This window comes from Dellaglioa sp. CoH-55-MRSF-9 (assembly GCF_056782155.1).
The window spans coordinates 1-251 of the sequence record NZ_JBXAYG010000136.1 but is presented as its reverse complement, the minus strand read 5'-3'; the positions used below and the strand labels follow the sequence as shown (position 1 = coordinate 251).

Here is a 251-nt window from a genome sequence, read left to right as displayed (position 1 = left end):
ACGCGATGGCGTCGGTGAAAGCCGTCAACGCGGCGCGCATGGCGCTGCGCGGCGACGGCTCGCACTACGTGTCGCTCGACTCAGTGATCAAGACGATGCGCGAGACGGGCGCCGACATGAAGACCAAGTACAAGGAAACGTCGCGCGGCGGGCTGGCGGTGAATATCGTCGAGTGCTGATGCCCGACCGGCGGTAGTGCGGAGTGGATCGATACCCTGCATTGCCGCCGGACATGGCGCCCGACGCTAATC

General features: G+C 65.3%; 1 protein-coding gene. It reads left to right on the top strand.

Going from position 1 to position 251, the window contains the following annotated elements; genetic code table 11:
- The first annotated feature begins 5 nt into the window (after positions 1-5).
- Positions 6-179, top strand: a complete 174-nt coding sequence (locus AC1RPV_RS08085) for an L-serine ammonia-lyase, iron-sulfur-dependent, subunit alpha (RefSeq protein ID WP_481764249.1) — start codon at positions 6-8, stop codon at positions 177-179.
- Positions 180-251: the final 72 nt, after the last annotated feature.

Bases quoted from the DNA above. Each gene is read 5' to 3' on its own strand.
- AC1RPV_RS08085 (WP_481764249.1), top strand. From the start codon at position 6: ATGGCGTCGGTGAAAGCCGTCAACGCGGCGCGCATGGCGCTGCGCGGC.